Annotated in this window: 17 protein-coding genes; 14 read left to right on the top strand and 3 right to left on the bottom strand. The window is 59.1% G+C overall.

Annotated elements, in window-relative coordinates; translation table 11 throughout:
* Positions 1-155 precede the first annotated feature (155 nt).
* Entirely contained in the window at positions 156-506 is a 351-nt protein-coding gene (locus tag HMPREF3039_RS13855) for a hypothetical protein (RefSeq protein WP_147549681.1), read from the top strand.
* An 89-nt stretch (positions 507-595) separates the two neighbouring features.
* On the opposite strand, the gene HMPREF3039_RS09510 is transcribed toward HMPREF3039_RS13855, so the two are convergent.
* The gene (locus HMPREF3039_RS09510; RefSeq protein ID WP_067571014.1) at positions 596-925 is read right to left on the bottom strand and encodes a hypothetical protein; all 330 of its coding nucleotides are present in this window, start codon (positions 923-925) and stop codon (positions 596-598) included.
* Between the two features lie 125 nt (positions 926-1,050).
* On the opposite strand from HMPREF3039_RS09510, the gene HMPREF3039_RS09505 reads away from it, so the two are divergent.
* The 11 genes from HMPREF3039_RS09505 (at position 1,051) to HMPREF3039_RS13355 (ending at position 13,825) form a co-directional block, all read left to right on the top strand.
* Entirely contained in the window at positions 1,051-2,109 is a 1,059-nt protein-coding gene (locus HMPREF3039_RS09505; protein WP_067571016.1) for a ribonuclease D, read from the top strand.
* A gap of 204 nt (positions 2,110-2,313) precedes the next feature.
* On the top strand, positions 2,314-3,621 hold the full coding sequence (locus HMPREF3039_RS09500) for a carbohydrate porin (protein WP_067571018.1): 1,308 nt from the start codon (positions 2,314-2,316) through the stop codon (positions 3,619-3,621).
* A gap of 42 nt (positions 3,622-3,663) precedes the next feature.
* Complete coding sequence (locus HMPREF3039_RS09495; protein WP_067571020.1) at positions 3,664-4,047, top strand: hypothetical protein; 384 nt, start codon at positions 3,664-3,666, stop codon at positions 4,045-4,047.
* A gap of 88 nt (positions 4,048-4,135) precedes the next feature.
* Positions 4,136-4,885 carry a zinc ribbon domain-containing protein gene (locus tag HMPREF3039_RS09490; protein WP_167506738.1) on the top strand — a complete coding sequence of 250 codons (750 nt, stop codon included), beginning with the start codon at positions 4,136-4,138 and terminating at the stop codon, positions 4,883-4,885.
* Between the two features lie 30 nt (positions 4,886-4,915).
* Entirely contained in the window at positions 4,916-6,121 is a 1,206-nt protein-coding gene (lpxK, locus tag HMPREF3039_RS09485; protein WP_067571024.1) for a tetraacyldisaccharide 4'-kinase, read from the top strand.
* 107 nt (positions 6,122-6,228) lie between these two features.
* Positions 6,229-10,656: a M16 family metallopeptidase gene (locus HMPREF3039_RS09480; protein ID WP_067571026.1), complete on the top strand. Its 4,428-nt coding sequence runs from the start codon at positions 6,229-6,231 to the stop codon at positions 10,654-10,656.
* A gap of 128 nt (positions 10,657-10,784) precedes the next feature.
* A complete protein-coding gene (locus HMPREF3039_RS09475) occupies positions 10,785-11,318 on the top strand; it encodes an NfeD family protein (RefSeq protein ID WP_067571028.1) in 534 nt (177 codons plus the stop codon).
* A gap of 33 nt (positions 11,319-11,351) precedes the next feature.
* On the top strand, positions 11,352-12,857 hold the full coding sequence (locus HMPREF3039_RS09470; RefSeq protein ID WP_067571030.1) for a flotillin family protein: 1,506 nt from the start codon (positions 11,352-11,354) through the stop codon (positions 12,855-12,857).
* Between the two features lie 7 nt (positions 12,858-12,864).
* Entirely contained in the window at positions 12,865-13,467 is a 603-nt protein-coding gene (locus HMPREF3039_RS09465) for a DUF4126 domain-containing protein (RefSeq protein ID WP_067952098.1), read from the top strand.
* 49 nt (positions 13,468-13,516) lie between these two features.
* On the top strand, positions 13,517-13,639 hold the full coding sequence (locus tag HMPREF3039_RS14510) for a hypothetical protein (protein WP_269447935.1): 123 nt from the start codon (positions 13,517-13,519) through the stop codon (positions 13,637-13,639).
* A 36-nt stretch (positions 13,640-13,675) separates the two neighbouring features.
* The gene (locus tag HMPREF3039_RS13355) at positions 13,676-13,825 is read left to right on the top strand and encodes an entericidin (protein WP_082770100.1); all 150 of its coding nucleotides are present in this window, start codon (positions 13,676-13,678) and stop codon (positions 13,823-13,825) included.
* Between the two features lie 159 nt (positions 13,826-13,984).
* Here HMPREF3039_RS13355 and HMPREF3039_RS13350 read toward each other — a convergent pair whose 3' ends face one another.
* Complete coding sequence (locus tag HMPREF3039_RS13350; RefSeq protein ID WP_231863900.1) at positions 13,985-14,131, bottom strand: entericidin; 147 nt, start codon at positions 14,129-14,131, stop codon at positions 13,985-13,987.
* A 204-nt stretch (positions 14,132-14,335) separates the two neighbouring features.
* On the opposite strand from HMPREF3039_RS13350, the gene HMPREF3039_RS09460 reads away from it, so the two are divergent.
* Positions 14,336-15,217, top strand: coding sequence for a diaminopimelate dehydrogenase (locus HMPREF3039_RS09460; protein WP_067571032.1), 882 nt, complete (start codon positions 14,336-14,338; stop codon positions 15,215-15,217).
* A 266-nt stretch (positions 15,218-15,483) separates the two neighbouring features.
* On the opposite strand, the gene HMPREF3039_RS09455 is transcribed toward HMPREF3039_RS09460, so the two are convergent.
* On the bottom strand, positions 15,484-16,236 hold the full coding sequence (locus HMPREF3039_RS09455; protein ID WP_067571033.1) for a L,D-transpeptidase family protein: 753 nt from the start codon (positions 16,234-16,236) through the stop codon (positions 15,484-15,486).
* Between the two features lie 227 nt (positions 16,237-16,463).
* On the opposite strand from HMPREF3039_RS09455, the gene HMPREF3039_RS09450 reads away from it, so the two are divergent.
* Positions 16,464-17,033: a YdeI/OmpD-associated family protein gene (locus HMPREF3039_RS09450; RefSeq protein ID WP_067571035.1), complete on the top strand. Its 570-nt coding sequence runs from the start codon at positions 16,464-16,466 to the stop codon at positions 17,031-17,033.
* Positions 17,034-17,183: the final 150 nt, after the last annotated feature.

The raw sequence follows: 17,183 nt of genomic DNA, 5'->3' as shown, positions 1-17,183 counted from the left end.
TTTGCAATCCGGAAAGTCCCTGCGGCAGAAACAATCCGGCTTTCCTCCGGCTTGATTCAGTCCCCATAATCCGGAAAACCAGCACATCCGCTTCCATTCTCCACCCGGCTCAACCCACTATCACTAAGCGTCTCCCGTTCCTAATAAAACTCCGAATGGCGGAAAAGAAAGGAGAATTCCTCTCCGGGCTGCTGCGGGCGTCATTGATCCGGGAAAACCGGGAAACTGCTGTTCCCGGTAGAGAGAACATCTGGATAAACGGGTGTAAATTTGGCTCAAACGTCTTTTCCTCAAAATTACAGGTTGACCCCGGATTGCAAATCCGCGGCAGAAGCCAAGGCCCTCATTATTATTTATCGACCGTTCCCATTGGCGTTGAAAACTCCGCGCGAAGATGGGGGCTGATGAAAAAAGGCTTTTCCGCAAACCTTTTTTCCAAAAAAAAGTCATATCAAGGAATAGGAAATAAGGAATCCCCCTCTCTCCAATTCCCTGGAACCAAATGAAAAAACAACAGTCGGGAGAAACTGCCGGACAGAAGGCATGAACGTGCAAAAAATGGAGATTCCCGGACTTGTGCAGCGGAAAAGGAACCTCAGGCCATCATGTTCAGGTTCGGGTCCTTCCAGAGGGGATCATACCCCTTGGCGTAATTGAACACGTGCTTGTGCATGTACTCGAAGTATTGCTCCTTCTGTACCGGAGTAAGCTTTTCCCAAATGGCCACGTTCAGGGCGCGGCACACCTTCTGCATCATTTTCAGCGTCAGCTGCCGCCCCTGGCGGGCCTTCTGGACCTGCTTGTGGGTGAGCTGCTCCGTGGAAATGGCGACCAGATCATGGTTGGTCAGATTCCAGCGTTTCATCAGTTCTTCCAGGGGCTGTTCCCCGTGGTTGCGTTCGGCGCCTGCTGCTTCCTCTTCCATACGCCTTTCTTCGTGCCTTATTTTCGGGGAATAGGCAACACATCATTGTCCCATCGTCACTTTTTTTGCATTTCCAGTTGCCCCCAGTCCGGATACATGGTTCAATTCCGCCCGGTTACAACAAAATGATCAGCGAGAAAGAGGAACTACTGGAATGGCGCAAACGCGCTGCCGCACAACCCAAGGGACGGGTTGTCCTGGACCTGGAAGCCGACAGCCTGCACCGCTATCAGGAAAAAATCTGCCTGATCCAGTATGCCGACGAAACGGGCTCCTGCCTGATCGACCCCCTCGCCATTGAAGACATGAGCCCGTTTTACAACTGGCTGCGGGATACGGAAGTATGGATGCACGGCGCCGATTATGACATGTGCCTGTTTCAGCGCGCCTGGGAAACGCTGCCCGCCATGATCTGGGACACCCAGACGGCGGCGCGCCTGCTGGGATTCCGCCAGTTCGGGCTGGCAGCCCTGGTGGAACACTTCCACGGCGTCACGCTGAGCAAGTCCTCCCAGAAGGCGGACTGGGCCCGGCGCCCCCTTTCCCCTACAATGGTCACCTACGCCCTGAACGACGTCAATTACATGCTGGACATGGCGGACAAGCTGATGGCGGCCCTCCGGGAAAAAGGCCGCGTGGGCTGGTTTGAGGAGATTTGCCGCCATTCCATGGAACGCGCGCGGGAACGCTACCTGACCGGTCATCCGGACCCCTGGCGCATCCAGGGCAGCGGCAAGCTGAACAGGAAGGGGCTGGCCGCCCTCCGGGAATTGTGGGCCTGGCGGGATTCCGAAGCCAAAAGCTGGGACAGGCCCTCCTTCATGGTCTGTTCCAATGCGGACCTGATCCAGTGGAGCGTGGCCCTTCAGGAACAAAGGCCCGTTTCCCCCTCCCCCCGCTTCCACGCCCACAGGCGCAACCGGTTCACGGACGCCGTGCAGAAATTCTACCTGCTGGACGAAGACGACTATCCGTGCCGTCCCCACATCCAGCGCCGCCAGCATTCCGAACAGTTTGAAGCCAACCTGGCCCGCCTCTGCAAGATAAGGGATGAAAAGGCGGAAGAACTGGACATTGAAGGCTCCTTCCTGATTACCCGCGCCTCCCTGGAAGCCATCGCCGAAGACAAGGAAAAAGGCATGGCCACGCTGCTGAACTGGCAGAAGGAAGCCCTCGGCCTCTGACGGAGCATCCGCGCGCGTTTCGCCGCGTTTTTTTTCTTCAGCGCCCGGAGCTGGAACACCTTGTTTACGGGAGAAATCTCTCCCTGTGTCATGACTCAAACGGCGGGATTTGTTTCTTTTCCTCCGGAGGGAATTTCCCGTAGGATGTGCAGGCTCCGTTCACACTGCCGCTCTCTTTCCTCACATGAAACTCTATCAACAACCATGCACCGAACACTCATCATTCTCAGCCTTTTGGGCGCTCTTGCCGCCCAGGGGAGACAGGCCGGCACGGACATGCTCCAATCTTCCGAACCGGAACCCCAGGGGCAGCTTCTGGCGGACATCAACCTGCTGGGCGCGGATTACGGGGACGAAACCGCTCCCATTCCCGACGACGCCCTCACGCGCACCCTGGGCGGGCTGCACACCCGCGCCTACAAGGCGGGGCTGGAATTCCTGGTGGAAAACGCCTTTTCCTACAATTCCATCCACAACCCGGCGCCCGGCAAGCCCGGCACCCAGCTCTGGTACCTGCTGCACGCCCATGCCAACTACCGCCTCGTCAAGTCCCCGCGGCAGGAGGATACCTGGCTGAAACTGGAGCTTTCAGGCTCCGCCGCCCTGAACGGCCGCACCTGGCGGGGCGGCAACATGAACGACGCCATCGGTCTGACGGGAGACACCCATACGGATATTTTCGGGGAAAGAATCTTCTTTCTGCCGGAAATAGCGCTGCTCCAATCCTTCAACCGGGGAAAAAGCGTCCTGGTGGCCGGAGTGGTGAACCAGACGAATTATTTCGATACCAACAGCTACGCCAATTCCTCATTCGGGCAGTTCTGCGCGTCGCCCTTCGTCAACAACCAGACTATCCCGATGGCGGACTCCAACCTGGGGCTGGTCCTCCAGCACCAGTTCCACGACCAGTGGTACGCCATGCTGGGCGGCAGCTTCACCAGCTGCCCCCAAAACGCGTCTCCCCTGAAACGAACGGACGGCAAGAATTTCAACCTGCTGGCGGAACTCGGATGGGTGCATGATTCCGGAGCCGTCAAGCTGACTCCCTTTGTCGCGCGGATCAATGAATTGCCGGAAAATGAGGAACGGAAGAATCTACATACCGTGGCCGGAATAGCTATCAACGCGGAACAACAACTGGGTTCCAGCCCCTGGAAAGTTTTCTGCCGCGCGGGCTGGAGCGACTCCACGCGGGACAACGCCTGCGGCGCGGCCGTCCAGTGGTCCGGCGGCTTCATATGTAGCCAGCCCCTCCAGCATCTGGGAATTTGTCCGGAAGGGGAAGCCAACCAGTTCGGCATGGCGCTGGCGGTCACCCGCCCGGACGACGGGAGCATGGCGGAAGGCCGGCCCAGGAATAAAAAGGAAGTGGTGATGGAGTGCCATTACAACATTTCCGTTACTCCCTATTTCCTGATCCAGCCCTCCCTGCTGTGGATTTCCAACCCGGCTGGCAGGAACGACACCGGCAATGCCAGCGTCTTCCGCGTGCAGACCATCCTGACGTTCTAAGATTTTTTCACTTTTTCCGTTGAGCGGAAGCCGCTCCTCCCTATGCTGGAGAGCACCCTCCCCTTTTTCATGCCTCCCCGCAGCCATTCCTTCATCCTCTTTCTGGCGGTTGTCCTGCTGATACCCGCCTTCTGTCTTCTTACCTCATGGCAGCGCCGCCAGAAGGAGGATAAAATCGCCGGGCAGTTTGCGGAACTGGCCGCCTCCCGTCCCCGGACGGGCAGCACTCCGGAGCAGCAGAGGGCTCTTCTGGAAGCACTCGGCCGCCTGCATCCGGGCACCGCTTCCCTTCGCAGCGCTCCGTGCATCAGTATTCCTCTCTGTTCTCCGGAAAACGGTCCCTGCCGCCCTCTTCCGGAGGTCTTCCGCCTTTTTCCGGACGGCCGCTTTCTGATTGTTCCGCAGGAACCGGGCGAAAGTCCGTGATTTCCATGGGAACGGCGGCCATCCGCGCCTTTCCGGACGGCGCGGACGTTCAAATCCGGAGGCATGTATGCCCGGCCTCCCGGCATCCGTGAAAAAATCTTTTCCGCTCCCTCTCCGCATGGTAGGCTGGCAGGCGATGAATCATGCCGACTTAGACCAGTTGCTGATCCTGCAGGAAAAGGATGCGCGCATTGCCAGGCTCCGCAAGGAACTGGCCGCCCTGCCGGAACAAAGAACGCGCCTTCTCCGGCAAATGGAGGCCATCAAGCAGAAGGCTCTGGACGCCAAGAAGGAGGTCGCCGGCCTTGAAAAGGATATCCGGGACGTGGAGGGGACGATTGAAAACAAGCGTTCCTACATCGGCAAGATGAAGACCCTCCAGTCCAATACCCGCAAGAATGAGGAATATCAGAAGTGCATTCAGGAGGTGGAAAAGACGGAAGCGGCCATTGACGAACTGGAAAACGCGGAACTGGAACTGATGGAGCGCCTGGAAACGGCCAAAGAGAGCCTGGCGCAAAAAATCCTCAAGGTGCAGGATTCCCAGAAGGAAATGGAAGAGATTCTGGCGCGCTTCGACCGGACGGCGGAAACGGACAAGCAGCTTCTGGACAATCTGACCGCCGAACGCGCGGACCTGGCCGCCGCCATTCCCGAGAATTCCCTGGGAGAATATGAGCGGATGACCAAGAGCAAGGGCGTCCCGGTCATCGTGCCCATGGATGAAAAAGGCCACTGCGGCGGATGCCACATGGTCGTTACGGACAACGCCCGCATGAAAGTGCTCGGCGGCCATGAAACCGTTTACTGCGACAATTGCCACCGCATCCTTCACTGACGGACTCCGCGCACACGCCGCCGGCATATCATGAAATCCAGATCGGAAGAGTTTGAAGAGTGGGGGACGGAAGTCATTTTCGGCCGGGCCAGGGGATTCCGCGCCACGATGATGCGCATGGTGCTGAGAGGCGCCTCCTGGCTGTTCAAGCTGGTGGTGCTGATGCGCCTGTACCTGTTCCATTCCAGCATTGCCAGGCAGGCCAGGCTGGGAACGCTCGTCGTCAGCGTAGGCAATATTACCGTGGGCGGCACGGGTAAAACGCCCGTGGTGGAACTGCTGGCGCGCACGCTCACGGAACGCGGCCGCAAGGTGGCCATTCTTACCCGCGGCTACAAAAGCGCGGAACTGGACGAAACCCAGGAATGGAAGGACAAGGACGGAAAGCAGGTGGAAAACCTGCCTAAAATCGCCAGCGACGGCCGCACCCGCTTTCTCAGCCCCCTGTATTCCGGGGACGAACCGTTCATGCTGGCCAAGAATCTGGACGGCGTGGCGGTGCTGGTGGACAAAAACCGCATCAAGTCCGGCATTTTCGCCATCGAACATCTGGGCTGCGACACCCTCCTGCTGGACGACGGGATGCAGTACCTGAAACTGGCCCACGAACTGGACATCGTGCTAGTGGACTGCGGCGCCCCCTTCGGCACCGGGGCCATGCTGCCGCGCGGCACCATGCGGGAGCCCAAAAGCAGCCTGGCGCGCGCCAGCTACATCGTGCTGACCAAATGCGGCGGCAAGCCGCAGGACGAGCTGATTGCCAAAATCCGGCGCTATAACCCCGTGGCGGAAATCATCGTCAGCGACCACGGCCCCAAGTACCTGGAAAACGTCTTCACCGGGGAACGCCTGCCGCTGGAAGTGCTCAAGGGAAAATGGGTGGCCTGCCTCAGCGGCATCGCCCGGCCGGAAAGCTTTGAGGATTCCCTGCGCTCCCTGGGCGCCAATGTGGAAATCTGCCGCAGATTTCCGGACCACCACTGGTTTGAACAGTCGGAACTGGAAGAATTTTACGACAGGTGCGCGGACCGTGCCATGGATATGATCGTGACCACGGAAAAAGATGCCGTGCGGCTGGAAAAGCCGGAGGAAGACCCGGAAGTCCCCATCTACTTCCTCCGCATTGAAGTAGAGATCTATCAGGGACAGGAAGCCTGGGACCGCTGCGTGGACCGCATCTGCGGCATTTCCGAACCCCGGCCGCGGGACGAATGGACTCCCTCCTCTTCCTTTTGAAAAGACTTTCGTTTTCCCGGCAGACCGGAAATTTCACCTCCTTCATGCAGGAAAGCCCGCTTGACTTGCCCGGAAAACCATGTGAAACATGACAACAACATTCTCCCATGAAGGCATTCACCATTACTTCCATTCTGGCCGCGGCATGCGTCCTGGCGGCGGCTTCCCCGGCCGCAGAATCCCAGGCACTGGCCAAGGCTCCAGCCCAGGCGGCAGCCGGCATTCCTAAGCAGGACCCGCAATTGATCAAGGGGCAGCTCCCCAACGGGCTCACCTATTTCATCCGCCCTAATGCGGAACCCAAGGGACGTTTCAGCATACGCCTGCGCGTCAATACCGGCTCCTTGAATGAAACGGACGACATCCAGGGCATTTCCCACTTCCTGGAACACATGGTGTTCAACGGCAGCAAGCACTTCAAGCGCGGAGAAATGATCCCCGCCATGCAGAAGGAAGGCCTGGGGCTGGGCGGTGACGCCAACGCCTACACCTCGTTTGACGAAACCGTGTACACGATGGACGTTCCCAGCATGAAGGAATCCACCGTGAACCTGGCCTTCACCATCATGCGCGACTTTGCGGACGGCGCCCTGCTGGAGGAAAGCGCCGTCAATGCCGAACGCGGCATCATCACCAGCGAATACAAGGCGCGCGACTCCGCCGGCTACCGGGTCATGAAGGAAGTATTCTCCATCATGCTGGACGGCACCAAGATTCCCCACCGCTACCCCATCGGCACGCTAGAAGTGATTCAGAACGCCCCGCGGGAAAAGTTCGTGAACTATTACCAGACCCATTACGTTCCCAGCCAGATGCAGCTTGTCATCGCCGGGGACATCACCCCGGAACAGGGAAAGGAATGGGTGGAAAAATACTTCGGCTCCATGAAGAAGGACGACTATTCCTTCAAGGCCGACCGGGGAACCCTCAAGACGGCAACGGAGGCCACCAGCCACTGGATCACCAACAAGGAGGCCACCGCCACGGAAATCAGCATCAACCTCGTGCGGCCCTATGAAAAGAAGCCGGATACCATCGCCAACCGCACCAGGGACATTCCGCTGAACATGGCTTACGCCATGCTGAACCGCCGCTTGGAAAAGATGGCGAAAAACACGGATTGCCCCTTCATTTCCGCGGAGGCTGGCCGCATGGAACTGCTGGAAACAGCGGAGGTGGATGCCATCCAGGCCCGGGCGGACTACAAGAACTGGAAGACGGCTCTGACCACCATGGAGCAGGAACTGCGCCGCGCCGTGGAATTCGGCTTCAACAAGGAAGAGCTGGCGGAAGCCCGCAGCAACAGCATTTCCGCCGCGGAAAACGCCATCAAATCCTGGCCTACGGCCAAGTCCGAGGACCTGGCTTCCGCCATCGCCCAGAGCGCGGCGCAAGACATGGTCTTCACGACGCCTGAGGAAGACTGGTCCATCTCCAGGGAAGTCATTGAAAACCTGACTCCGGAACAATGCCGGGCCGCCCTGGAAAAAGCCTGGAGCAACGCCCATCCCCGCGTAATCGTCACGTCGAACAAGGAAAACGCCCAGGGCTCCGCCGAGGCCATGAAGATCTACCGGGAAGCCCAGGCCGCCAAGGTGGAACCCTACAGGGTGGACGAGCAGAAGGCATTCTCCTACAAGTTCGGAGAACCCGGCAAGGTAACGGCCAGCAAGGAAGCCGCTGACCTGGGAGTCACGCAGCTCACCCTTTCCAACGGCGTGCGCGTCAACCTGAAGCCTACGGAATTCGACAAGGATTCCATCAACATCACCTTTGCCGTGGACGGCGGTGAGTTGAGCAGGCCGGAGAAAGCCGCCGGGCTGGAAATCTTTACGGGCGCCGTGATGAACGGCGGCGGCCTGACCAACCACTCCAATGACGACCTGGCCGCCGTCATGGCAGGCAAAAAAGTCGGCGTGGGCTTTTCCATGACGGACCGCTCCTTCGTGCTGGCGGGCAACACCAACCGGAAGGACCTGGAAACCCAGCTCCAGCTTCAGACGGCCTACCTGATGTACCCCGGCTACCGCGAGGACGGCGTCGTCCAGCTCCGCCGCGCCATCCCCATGCTTTACAACAAGCTGGCTCACGAAGCGCAGGGAGCCATGAAGACGCAGGTACCGGCCATCCTGTACAAGAACAATCCCCGCTTCACCTTCCCCACGCAGAAACAGCTGGAATCCTACCAGATCAAGGAAGTACGGGACTGGGTGGACGCCCCCCTGAAGAACAACTACATGGAAGTGACCGTCACCGGCGACTTCAAGCCGGAGGACATCATCCCCATGCTGGAACGCACGGTAGGCGCCCTCCCCAAGCGAGCGGACGCTCCGGCGGCGCTGGACGAAAAACTGCGCCATCCGGCCATGGCGGACTTCAACTTCTCCAGGGATCTGGAGTACGACTCCTCCATTGACAAGACGCTGGTCTGCCTCTTCTGGAAAACGCCCGGCGGGGAAGACAAAAAGCTGGCCCGCAGGCTGAACATGCTCAAGGCCGTCTTTTACGACCGCGTCTTCAAGGGCATCCGTGAAGACATGGGAGAAACCTATTCCCCCTTCACCGGCATCAACATCAGCGAAACCTACCCGGACGACGGCTACATCTTCACCATCAGCTCCGGCGTCATGCGCAACAAGGACGCTGTCCGCAACGCCATTGCCAAAATCGCGGCCGAGCTCGGCAAGGGGAACATAACACAGGAGGAACTGGACCGGGCGCGCAACCCCATCCTCAATTCCATGGAGCGCGCCCAGCGCGACAACGGCTACTGGACGGGCCTCCTGAAGGATTCCCAGGCCAGACCGGACCGCCTCGTCCAGCAGAGGGAAAGCATTCCGGACGTCAAGGCCATCACGGTGGATGAAGTGAACAAGCTTGCCAGGGACATCTTCGGCAAGGGGGACCACCTCAACCTGAACATTCTGCCGGATCATCCGGCCGCGGAAGCTCCGCCTGCCGAAAAGCAGGCGGACAAATCCGAAAAAGCCCCGGCCGCCGTCTCCACGGCGGCTTTTTGCATTCACGCCACTGCCGCAAACGTCGCTAAAAAGGAGGCAAACGCCAGGAATGACTACGCCATCATTATCTCGGAGGAAACCGCGGCCATGCCGGAATGGAAAGCCGTGGCGGACAAGCTGGCGGAAAGGCACGGCGGCGCCATCGTCACCGTGAAGGATTCCATGTTCGCCAAACTGGACACCCTCAAGAAAATGGCTCCCCGCTTCCTGGCCGTCGTCGCGCGCCCGGAGGAGATAGACAGAACCGTGGTCAATGACCTGCACCGCCTCACGCGCCGCCTGGACGACGACCCCTACGGGGACTGCATCTGGGGCATCGTCACGGGGTACGCGCCGGAAGACGCCATGCGCATAGCCTCCGCGGAATCCCCCCTTGTCATGACCCGCGCCATGGGCACCACCAACATCGACTCCGGACGGTTCAGCGAAAGCATGTGCATTCTGGACTGGCAGCCTTTCCAGTATGCGGAACAGCGCGGATACAAGGAAAAAGTGACGCCGTCCTTTTACACGCGCGGCCTGCGCGAACAGGAAAAGGGAGACCAGGATTCCCTGGGTGTGACGCCCAAGCTCACGCAATACTGGGAGAAAAACGACCCCCAGTTCTTCGCCACTGCGTCCCATGCCACCCAGTTCAATCTGGAAATGCCCTTCGGCAAGGGAATCATCGTATCCGGGAACAACCAGTTTCATGTGCTGGACAAAAAGCAGTTCCGGGAATTCACCACCTTCCTGCGCGGCGTGCTGTTCAACGGAAAGGAAGACGATCTGATGGCCTTCATTGAACGGAGCAAGGCTCCCGTGATCAAGCCCGGCCCGGGCCCCGCCGTCTGGCTGGCCGCTGGCAACTGCCTGGTGGGAGACGTGATGAAAACGAAAAACTCCATGGCCGTCACCGCCCTGAGCCGCTACGGCTTCAACCAGCTTGTGGGCTACACCGTTCCTTCCTGGTACGGCAAGGGCGGCTGGGGAACCCTGGGCATGCTTTTCAGCAACCATGACAATTCCAGCCTGGCGGAGGCCTGGTACCTGAACAACCAGTTCATTCTGGACGAAACCATGACCCGCTTTCCCAAGCTCATGGACGTGCACTTCAATTCTCCGGACATCAGCGGCATCAAGGACGACCCCGAATTTTCCAAGGGCATGGCCGCAGCCGGCTACGGCATGGGCAAGGACCAGATGGGGCTGATTCATGACCGGGATACGGTAGCCTTTTACGGAGACCCCGCCTGGGTCGCCCGCCTGGACGAATCCCACGCCAAGTCCCCGTGGCACATCACCTGGAACGATCCGGAGGACGCCGCCAAGGGATTCACCGTCACGGCCAACAAGGATGCCAAGGGAAGGCTGGGCGTCTGGTTTCCCAACAGAATCAGCGCCAAAACGGCCACCGTCACGGTGGGAGACGCCGCCACCCCCGTGGACAAGATGGGGCTGCTGACCAACGACTTTCTTCTGCTCCGGGAACTGGAACTCAAAAAAGGGGAAAAAGCCGTCGTGGAAATGAAATGACGGAATTTCCGGACATGCCGAAGCCAGGCGGAAGGGCGCTTCCCTCCCGGCGGGAATCCCGCATGCCCGTCTTTTTCCATAGACAAGCGGGCCGCAAATATGGATACTCCCCTTAATCAATCCACCCTATGACTGATTACTCCATCTTTTTCATCATCGCCATTGCCGCGACAGGCATAGGCGCGCTGTTGTTTCTTTTGTCCCTCTTCGGTCTTGGAGAACATGACCTGGACTTTGACGCGGACTCCGGAGGCGCCGATGTAGGGCTGCTCTCCGTCAAATCCGGCATAGGCTTCTTCCTGGGCTTCGGCTGGGGCGGCGTGCTGGCCCAGGGTCTGGGCTGGGGCATGGCCACCTCCATAGCCGCCGCCGCTTTCACGGGCATCCTGATGTTCCTGATCATCGGCCTGTCCATGCGTTTCATCATGAGCCTCAAGTCCGACGGGACCCTGAACTATGAAACGCTCAAGGGCATGACCGGCTCCGTGTACATCAGCATTCCCGGCGGCCGCCAGCGCGGCGGCCAGGTGACAATCGCCCACCCCAGCCAGCTTCTGTACCTCCCGGCCATTCAGGAGGGGGAGGAAACGCTTCCGGCCGGAACGCAGGTGGAGGTGGTTTCCGTCGCCGCCGGCGTAGTCACCGTAAAACCTCTTCATTAACAACCCCAAACATACCACCCATATTACAACACCATGGATAAGATAATCCCCATTGCCATTCTGGTTCTCTTCATCATCCTGACGGCCTCCTGGCTGTTCAGCCGCTACCGCATGTGTCCGCCGGACAAAATCCTCATCGTCTTCGGCAAGGTGGGCACGGGGCAGCCCGCCAAATGCTACCACGGCGGCTCCACCTTCGTGCTGCCGGTGCTCCAGTCATACAGCTACCTGGACCTGAACCCGATCAACATTGACGTGCCCCTGCAGGGCGCCCTGTCCTCCCAGAACATCCGCGTGGACGTTCCCTCCTCCTTCATCGTGGGCATCTCCACCCTGCCGGAAATCATGCAGAATGCCGCCGCCCGCCTGCTGGGCCGCACCCGGGAGGAAATCCGCAACCTGGCCGCGGAAATCATCATGGGCCAGATGCGCGTGGTGATCGCCTCCATGACCATTGAGGAAATCAACTCCGACCGCGAAAAACTCATCAAGGGCATTACGGAAGGCGTGGACGTGGAACTGCACAAGGTGGGCCTCCACCTCATCAACGCCAACATCACGGATATTCAGGACGCCTCCGGCTACATCAACGCCCTGGGCAAGGAAGCCGCCGCGCGCGCCATCAATGACGCCACCATCAAGGTGGCGGAAGAAACCCGCCGCGGTGAAATCGGCAAGGCGGAAGCGGAAAAGGACCAGACCGTCCAGGTGGCCAACGCCCGCGCCGTCGCCATTGAAGGGCAGAACGAGGCCCAGATCAAGATTGCGGAATCCGCCGCCAAGCTGCAAGTGAAGCAGGCGGAAGCCAAAAAGCTGGCGGAAGTGGCCCAGAAGGTGCAGGAAGCCAAGACCCTGGAAGAAGCCTACCAGGCTGAAAAGGAAGCGGAATTGAAGCGTGCCGAACGTGAGCGCGCCACCCAGGAAGCCAACATCCTGGTATCCGCCCAAATCGAAAAGAGCCAGAGGGAAGTACAGGCCCAGGCCACTGCGGAAGTGCTCAAACTGGAACAGGAAGGCAAGGCCCAGGCCCTGCTCATCCAGCGCAAGGCGGAGGCGGAAGCCATCCGCCAGCTTGCAGAGGGCGAGGCCCAGGCCACCCTGCTCAAGAAAAAGGCGGAAGGGGAAGGCATGGAAATGGTGGGCCGCGGTGAAGCCGCCGCCATTGAAGCCGTGCTGGCCGGGAAGGCCAGCGGTTTCCGGCAGATTGTACAAGCAGCCGGTTCTTCCGACGCCGCCTCCAACCTCCTGGTGACGGAACAGCTCACCAGAATCGTGGAACTCCAGTCCGGAGCCGTCAAGGGTCTGAAATTCGACAAGGTCATCGTGATGGGCAACGGCGGAGACTCCTCCGTGGGCGGATTCGTCCAGAATCTGGTGAAAGACACACTGCCCCTGCATGAACTGGGCAAAAGCGTAGGGCTGGAACTGCCCTCCTTCCTGGGCAAATCCACGGACGGGAAAAAGGCCCCTGCTCCCGCCCCAGCCCCTGCCGCTACGGTTCAGGCCGGGACCACGGAAACCACCGTCAAACTAAGCTGATTTTCAGATGAATATGGAAGCCGTCATGGGCGTTTTGCTCGGCATCGGGCTGGGAGCGGCCTGCGGCTTCCGTATCTTCGTGCCCCTGCTGGTGGCCTCCATCGCCATCCACGGGGGCTTTCTGACCGTTACTCCGGAATTCGCGTGGCTGGGCGGCACCCCCGCCCTCATCACGCTTTCCATAGCTACCCTGCTGGAAATAGCAGGGTACTACCTTCCTGTCATTGACAATACGCTGGACGTGCTGGGAGCGCCCGCGGCCGTTATCGCGGGCACCATCCTGGCCGCCGGATTCATCGGCCACATGGATTCCATGCTCCAGTGGGGACTGGCCGCCATTGCGGGCGGAGGAGCGGCGGGCGTCATTCATGGCGGCATGGCGGCCATTCGTGCGGCGGCCTCCGCCGCTACGGGAGGACTGGGCAATTCCGCGGTCTCCACGGCGGAAACGGTATCCGCCTCCCTCGTCTCCATCCTGGCCTGCGTGCTGCCCGTTCTGGCCGTCCTCCTGCTGGGAGCGGCCATTTACCTGCTGGTCAGGTTCGTCATCTCCCTGAAAAGGAAACTGGCACAGGCCGGCACTCCGGACAAAGTGGAAGTTCAGGACTGAAGCGGAGTGCCATGTTTCCCCCGCGAGGAGGGAAAAACCCTCTCCAACCATGAATGCAGTGCCTCCGGAAAACCGGCATTCCGCCCGGCTTCAATACCGGGAGGCGCGTTCCGGTTCCCTTCTGTTCCTTTCAACCATTCGACCCATTGACAAGGAAACGGAAGCGGGATAACATGCGGCCTTCAACATTTCATTCCATTCTACCGCCATGAACATCAAACTCATTCTTCTGACCGCCGCAACGGCTCTCGGCCTTGCCTCCTGCAACACCATCAGCGGCATCGGAAAGGACGTGGAATCCATGGGCAGCAAAATAGACAGCGCTTCCCAGGCCACAAGCCGCTCCATGCAGCAATAAAAAGCCGCCCGGCTTTCGGAACTCCACTCCGGAACACTTCCCGTTCCGGCGCACACCCCCTGGAATGCGATCCAGGGGGAAAGGCCCATCTTTTCCGCAAAAAGAGCCGCTTCTCTCTTTCCGGAGAAGCGGCTTCTGAATATTCAGCGGTTAGCCGTCCTACATGGCACGGCTTGTAGCCCGGGCGGCGGAATTGATATCGTTGCCGACGGATTCCACATCCCTGCCCACACCGCCGATCGTATGGCAGGAAACGCACCCAAGAAGGGTGGCGACGCCTAAAATAATTAATTTGGTTTTCATCATTTCATTGGAAGAGTTTCCGAGGATTCAGACTGCCTCCAGAGCTTTCCCGTTCAAATAACACACAATGATGCCGCACAGCTCCCCCTGTCATTCTCCGCTCTTGCCATACCCCGGAGACAAAGCTTAAATGACAGCCGTCAACGGGAGGGAAACACTCCGGCAGATACCCTGCCCCCGGCTCCCTGAACCATACCATTTACCAAGATGATCAAAGTAGCCATCGTAGGATACGGCAACATCGGGAAGTACTCCGTGGACGCCTTGCGCGCCGCTCCCGATATGGAACTGGTCGGCATTGTGCGCCGCCCCGGCAGCGAACCCGTCCACGGCATCAGAACCGTGGCGGACATTGAGGAGCTGGGGCACGTGGACGTCGCCCTGCTGTGTACCCCCACCCGCAGCGTGGAAGAAACGGCCCTGCCCCTGCTCGCCCGCGGCATCAACACGGTGGACAGCTTCGACATTCACGACAAGATCGTGGACCTGCGCCGCTCCCTGGGCGCCCAGGCCATCAAGCACGACTCCGTCGCGGTCATTTCCGCCGGATGGGATCCGGGCACCGATTCCGTGATGCGTTCCATGATGCTGGCCATGGCGCCCAAGGGCATCACGTACACCAACTTTGGCCCCGGCATGAGCATGGGCCACAGCGTGGTGGCGCGTTCCAAGGAAGGCGTGGAAGACGCCCTTTCCCTCACTATCCCCACCGGTTCCGGCGTCCACCGCCGCATGGTGTACGTGGTGCTGAAAGAGGGCGCGAAGTTTTCCGACGTCGAACTTGCCATCAAGTCCGATTCCTACTTCAGCCATGACGACACCCGCGTGCAGCAGGTGTCGGACATCGACGCGCTGAAGGACATGGGCCACGGCGTACTGATGGAGCGCAAAGGCGTTTCCGGAACCACGCAGAACCAGATGTTCAAATTTGAAATGCGCATCAACAATCCGGCCCTGACCGCCCAGGTCATGGTGGCCTCCGCACGCGCCAGCATGAAGCTGGGCGCCGGGTGCTACACATTGCCGGAAATCGCCCCCATGGACTTCCTGCCGGGCGACCGCGAAGAACTGATCGCGCAACTGGTTTAACGGATGGCGCGCCCTGCACGGAGAAGATTTCTCCGCGTGGACGGTCTTTCCATATGCCCCGGAATGGATTCCTGCCGTTCCGGGGCTTTTTTCCGCCCTTGTTCCTTCAAATGGCAGCCCGGCAGAGCCATTCCGCCGTTATTCACCATTCCATGCAGGAAGCGCCCGGGCAATGCTTGGCAGGCACACCCTTAAAACAGCTTGTCCGCACCCGTCCGAAGAATCGCCTCATCCGCAATTCATGGATTCCCTGGCCCCTCATCAGGTCATGACCCGGAACACGGGACGTCACTATCCAAAACCAGGCTGCCGTCCCTGAACACCACCGGAGCCGGGGCGTGGCGGGTTTCCGTCCAATTCCACGCGCGGGCCAGCAGGGACCAGAATGCCGCATGGGGAGAATCCTTCTCCCGCATCAGCCGCGCCGGAGTAGGCACAAAGGGGTATATCTGCACGGGCACGCTCTTCTGGCCGGCCGCCATGGCTTGTTCCACCATCGTATAAAGTTCCTCAATGCCCGGATCCGTCATCGCCAGGCAGCCGATGGAAACGTCCCTGCCATGCACCATGATCAGACTTCCCGTCCTGTTCAGGAAACGGTCGTAGGAATTGGGATAGCCGATGTTGAAAGACAGATGGTAATTGCTGCACGAATTCAATCCGGAGGGAACCACCTCATAAAATCCCTCCGGCGTCTGTCTGTCCCCTTCCTTCTGCTTGGGGCCGAGCTCTCCGGACCATGCGGCAATGGGATAGCGTTTGACGAGTACGTAGCGCTTTCCCTTGTCCGGCTTTACCCAGAGTTCCAGCAGGGAATCCTCCTTCACGGCACGCAGGAACACGGGAGACCCCACCCTGGCTCCGCAGGGACCCAGAAAGGAATTCAGGACGGGCGTTACCCGTTCGCGGGCGGCGGAGGCCCGACTGTCTGTATCATTGGCACACGCCATCCTGGAAACCATAACCGCACAAACTGCCAGAACCAGCCCCAGCCCGGTCAGCAGCACGTTTTTCTTCATGAAACACGTATAACTTTCCTATCTGTTTTTGCAAGGAGAAAACAACTGATTCTTTTAATGTTGTAAAGACCATTCCAAAAAAGGCGCTCCCTTCCCCTCCGATTGGCATTGACTTGTTCCATAGCCGGGCTTACACAGCCGGAATAGCCGCAACGGCCTTTTCCAGGGAAAACACACCGGAAACGTGTACGGCCTCAGAATGATTCTCCCCCTTCACCTCATGCGATATGGACATTGACCAGTTGCTTCCCATCACCACGCGCGGAGAATTGAGGGAATGGCTGGAACAATACCACCGCACCGCCTCATCCTGCTGGATTCCGATCACCCGCAAACCCTCTCCGCACGCCGTTCTTTACCTGGATGCCGTGGAGGAGGCCCTCTGCTTCGGCTGGATTGACAGCACGCGCAAAAAGACGCCGGAGGGGCATTTGGTTCAGCGTCTTTCTCCGAGGGCCAAAGGAAGCAAGTGGTCGGAACTGAACAAGGAACGCGTCCGCCGCCTGCTCAGAATGGGATTGATGACGCCGCGGGGAATGGATTGTTTGCCGGACATGGACCCGGAAGCTTTCCAAATAGATTCCGAAATCCTGGACGTCCTGCGCCGGGAACCGGAAACATACGCCCACTTTCTGAACTTCCCGCGTCTGTACCGCCATGTGCGCATTGATACCATTCAGATCAAGAAAAACCAGCCGGACCTGTTTAAAAGCCGCCTGGAAAAGCTTCTGGAACATACCCGCGCCAACAGGATGTACGGAGAATGGCATGACGGAGGCAGACTGTTAGAAGAATAAAAAACGGAATAGTTTTTTAAGCTGTTTTTTCTCTGCAGAGTTTTTTCCTTGCCGGTGTTCATAGGGGTTATAGGGGTTATAGGGACCATTAAGTCCACCTTGTCCATTGAGTCCATTTCCTTCCCTTTTCTTTGCACAGCCAGGGCCGCT

Origin of the sequence: Akkermansia sp. KLE1798 (assembly GCF_001580195.1) — a bacterium.
In the GTDB taxonomy this organism is placed as follows: Bacteria; Verrucomicrobiota; Verrucomicrobiia; order Verrucomicrobiales; family Akkermansiaceae; genus Akkermansia; species Akkermansia biwaensis.
The sequence above is the reverse complement of the archived record's forward strand: the minus strand, read 5'-3'. Positions and strand labels throughout refer to the sequence as shown.

Bases quoted from the DNA above. Each gene is read 5' to 3' on its own strand.
- HMPREF3039_RS13855 (WP_147549681.1), top strand. From the start codon at position 156: ATGGCGGAAAAGAAAGGAGAATTCCTCTCCGGGCTGCTGCGGGCGTCA.
- HMPREF3039_RS09510 (WP_067571014.1), bottom strand. From the start codon at position 925: ATGGAAGAGGAAGCAGCAGGCGCCGAACGCAACCACGGGGAACAGCCC.
- HMPREF3039_RS09505 (WP_067571016.1), top strand. From the start codon at position 1,051: ATGATCAGCGAGAAAGAGGAACTACTGGAATGGCGCAAACGCGCTGCC.
- HMPREF3039_RS09500 (WP_067571018.1), top strand. From the start codon at position 2,314: ATGCACCGAACACTCATCATTCTCAGCCTTTTGGGCGCTCTTGCCGCC.
- HMPREF3039_RS09495 (WP_067571020.1), top strand. From the start codon at position 3,664: ATGCTGGAGAGCACCCTCCCCTTTTTCATGCCTCCCCGCAGCCATTCC.
- lpxK (WP_067571024.1), top strand. From the start codon at position 4,916: ATGAAATCCAGATCGGAAGAGTTTGAAGAGTGGGGGACGGAAGTCATT.
- HMPREF3039_RS09480 (WP_067571026.1), top strand. From the start codon at position 6,229: ATGAAGGCATTCACCATTACTTCCATTCTGGCCGCGGCATGCGTCCTG.
- HMPREF3039_RS09475 (WP_067571028.1), top strand. From the start codon at position 10,785: ATGACTGATTACTCCATCTTTTTCATCATCGCCATTGCCGCGACAGGC.
- HMPREF3039_RS09470 (WP_067571030.1), top strand. From the start codon at position 11,352: ATGGATAAGATAATCCCCATTGCCATTCTGGTTCTCTTCATCATCCTG.
- HMPREF3039_RS09465 (WP_067952098.1), top strand. From the start codon at position 12,865: ATGAATATGGAAGCCGTCATGGGCGTTTTGCTCGGCATCGGGCTGGGA.
- HMPREF3039_RS14510 (WP_269447935.1), top strand. From the start codon at position 13,517: ATGAATGCAGTGCCTCCGGAAAACCGGCATTCCGCCCGGCTTCAATAC.
- HMPREF3039_RS13355 (WP_082770100.1), top strand. From the start codon at position 13,676: ATGAACATCAAACTCATTCTTCTGACCGCCGCAACGGCTCTCGGCCTT.
- HMPREF3039_RS13350 (WP_231863900.1), bottom strand. From the start codon at position 14,131: ATGATGAAAACCAAATTAATTATTTTAGGCGTCGCCACCCTTCTTGGG.
- HMPREF3039_RS09460 (WP_067571032.1), top strand. From the start codon at position 14,336: ATGATCAAAGTAGCCATCGTAGGATACGGCAACATCGGGAAGTACTCC.
- HMPREF3039_RS09455 (WP_067571033.1), bottom strand. From the start codon at position 16,236: ATGAAGAAAAACGTGCTGCTGACCGGGCTGGGGCTGGTTCTGGCAGTT.
- HMPREF3039_RS09450 (WP_067571035.1), top strand. From the start codon at position 16,464: ATGGACATTGACCAGTTGCTTCCCATCACCACGCGCGGAGAATTGAGG.